We start from the raw sequence: 2,692 nt of genomic DNA, 5'->3' as shown, positions 1-2,692 counted from the left end.
GGGCGCGCCGATCGTGCCGTGCTCGATCGTCGGGGCGGAGGAGATCTACCCGATGATCGGCAACGCCAAGACCCTGGCGCGGCTGCTCGGCTTCCCGTACTTCCCGCTGACGCCGACCTTCCCGTGGCTGGGGCCGCTGGGCGCGATCCCGCTGCCGACCAAGTGGACGATCCAGTTCGGCGAGCCGATCCCGACGGACGGGTATCCGCCGGAGGCGGCGGAGGATCCGATGCTGATGTTCAACCTCACCGACCAGGTGCGGGAGCAGATCCAGCACACGCTGTACAAGCTGCTGGTGCAGCGGCGGTCGGTGTTCTTCTGACGGAGTACGACAGATGGGGGCGCCCTTCCCAGGAAGGGTGCCCCCATCTGCGTGCCATCTGCTCTAATCCGCGTCCTGGCTGTCGATGCCGAGGCCCGGCAGGAGGCCGGGGAGCAGCGGCGGGATCGTCACGTCCGGCGGCTTGACCGGGCTGGACGTGGACGGGGAGGCCGTGCCGGACTCCTTGGGCGGGTCGAGCAGACCGCCGGTGCTGCCGCCGAGGAGGCCCTCGTCGCCGGTGCCGGTGCCCGTGCCCGCGGACTTGCTCGGGCCGGTGCCGCTGCCGGTTCCGGTGCCGCCGCCGCGGGAGGCGTCGGTGCCGGGGGCCGTGGAGCGGCCGGTGTCGGTGCCGCCGGTGGCCGTCGAGCCGGTGCTCCGGCTGCCGCCGGTGCCCGTACCGCCCGGGGCCGGTGGCTGCGGCAGCAGGGACTGGAGCGGGGCGACCTCGTCCTCTATGGCCTCGAAGACCGACGACACCTGCTGACTGACGTCGCCGAGCTGGAGGGGCAGTTTGTCGCGCAGGGCGCCCCAGGTGTCCCGGTGCGAGCGGGAGAACGCGGAGAGGGCCTGGATGGGGCCGAGGGACTCCGGGTCGCGCTCGTACGCCTCGTGGAGCAGCCGGTGGCCCTCGGAGGCGTCGTGCTGCATGCCGGACAGGGCGCGCCGGACCTCGCCGAGCGACTCGTGGTCGAGCTGGCCGCCGCGGCCGCGCTCCATGAGTCTGCGGGCTTCGTTGAGCCGGGTGGACGCCTGGTCGAGGTAGGTGCGCCCGCGCTCGTCGTCCCCGTCGGCCAGGTAGGTGAGCTTGAAGTCCTCGATGCCGCGCTTGAGCCCGTAGAGCCCGTCACCGGGGAGGGCGTCGGAACTCGCGGCCGCGACTCCGCCGAACGCTCCGGCGGCGACGCCCACGCTCAGGCCGCCGGCCGTGAGGCCCTTGGCGATGCGGGAGCGCGGCCGGAACTTGCCCAGCGGACTCGCCCGGTGGGCTCCCCGGGCGCGGTGGGACCGCTGCTCGGGTACCGAAGGGTCCGCGGCTTCGCCTCCCACGGTGCCCGATCGCAGCATGGCCTCCATCGCCGCGACCAACTGGGCCCGCTGAACGACCTTGACCTCGGGGTCGAGTTCCGGCTTGGGCAGCTCGGCGAGACTCGTGGCGAGGGCCAGGAGACGGCCCTGCTCGGTCTGGTCCGCAGCGGCCGGCGCCGGCGGTGATCCTTCGGTCTGCTCGGCCGCCGTGGCCTGGTCGGACTGCTCCTCCAGAGCCTGGGCGAAGGCGCTCGCCCGCCGGTGCGCCGATACGTTCGCGATCACTGGCGGCACCTCCTCTCGTCATGACGGTCGGCTCCCCGGGGGTCTCGAGGGTTGCACGGCCCGGACCGCTGCCACGCGATCGAGTGATCGGCGGCGGTCGGAACGTGACCACAGGGAGCCTGTATCCCGCACAACGACTGGCGCGGCACTTGGGTTACGGACGACGGATGATCGGATCGGGAAGTCAACGGACTTTCACTGAAAGTGAGTTGGGGATGGCCGACAGTAGGCGCCGGACGGGTGCGTCAGCGGGCGTCGTCCGGCAGGAGGCGGGCCAGGGTGCGTACGGCCCGGTACTGGAGGGTCTTGATGGCCCCCTCGTTCTTGCCCATCACGCGCGCGGTCTCGGCGACGGACAGTCCCTGGAGGAACCGGAGGGTCACGCACTCCTGCTGCTGGGGGTTGAGCCGGCGGACGGCGTCCAGCAGCGCGGCGTTGGAGAGGGACTCCAGGACGGAGTCCTCGGGGGAGCGCTCGACCTCGTTGGCGTCGAGCATCTCGCCGGTGGTGACCTCCAGGCGGAAGCGGCTCGACTTGAAGTGGTCGGCGACGAGGTTGCGGGCGATGGTGACGAGCCAGGCGCCGAAGTCGCGGCCCTGCCAGGTGAAGGTCCCGATGCGCCGCAGGGCGCGCAGGAAGGTCTCGCTGGTGAGGTCCTCGGCGGTCGCCTTGCCGCCCACGCGGTAGTAGATGTAGCGGTAGACGGTGTCGCTGTACTGGTCGTACAGGCGCCCGAAGGCGTCGGCCTCGCCGGCCTGGGCGCGTTCGACGAGGTCCATCATGCGGGCGCTGTCGCTGTCGGCGGCGGGGCGGCGGGCGGCGGTGGACGCGCCGGAGGAACGCCCTCGTCTGCCGACGACGGCGCCGCCTTCCGCCAGTGCGTAGCACGGGCCCGCCGGCGTGGCGGTGACGAAGGCGGGTACGGCGTACGCGGTGGGGACGAAGCCGCGCAACAGGTCCTGGACCGTAGCGACCGTTGCGCGCAGCGTAGCCAGGCCCGAGGTGTCAACCCCGACGTGTGGGTACACGGGACTCCCAGAGGCAGAGCTTCCATCACGT

Annotated in this window: 2 protein-coding genes and 1 pseudogene; 1 reads left to right on the top strand and 2 read right to left on the bottom strand. The window is 72.1% G+C overall.

Annotation, left to right across the window (positions count from 1 at the left end):
* Positions 1–322, top strand: a pseudogene (locus G6W55_RS37265) (glycerol acyltransferase); the annotation flags it as partial.
* Positions 323–385: 63 nt separating this feature from the next.
* On the opposite strand, the gene G6W55_RS37260 reads toward G6W55_RS37265, so the two are convergent.
* The gene (locus G6W55_RS37260) at positions 386–1,633 is read right to left on the bottom strand and encodes a DUF5667 domain-containing protein (protein ID WP_175525021.1); all 1,248 of its coding nucleotides are present in this window, start codon (positions 1,631–1,633) and stop codon (positions 386–388) included.
* Between the two features lie 245 nt (positions 1,634–1,878).
* On the bottom strand, positions 1,879–2,661 hold the full coding sequence (locus G6W55_RS37255) for an ECF subfamily RNA polymerase sigma factor, BldN family (protein WP_085208105.1): 783 nt from the start codon (positions 2,659–2,661) through the stop codon (positions 1,879–1,881).
* Between the last annotated feature and the right edge of the window lie 31 nt (positions 2,662–2,692).

This window comes from Streptomyces sp. CAI-85 (assembly GCF_013363615.1).
In the GTDB taxonomy this organism is placed as follows: Bacteria; Actinomycetota; Actinomycetes; order Streptomycetales; family Streptomycetaceae; genus Streptomyces; species Streptomyces antibioticus_B.
The sequence above is the reverse complement of the archived record's forward strand: the minus strand, read 5'-3'. Positions and strand labels throughout refer to the sequence as shown.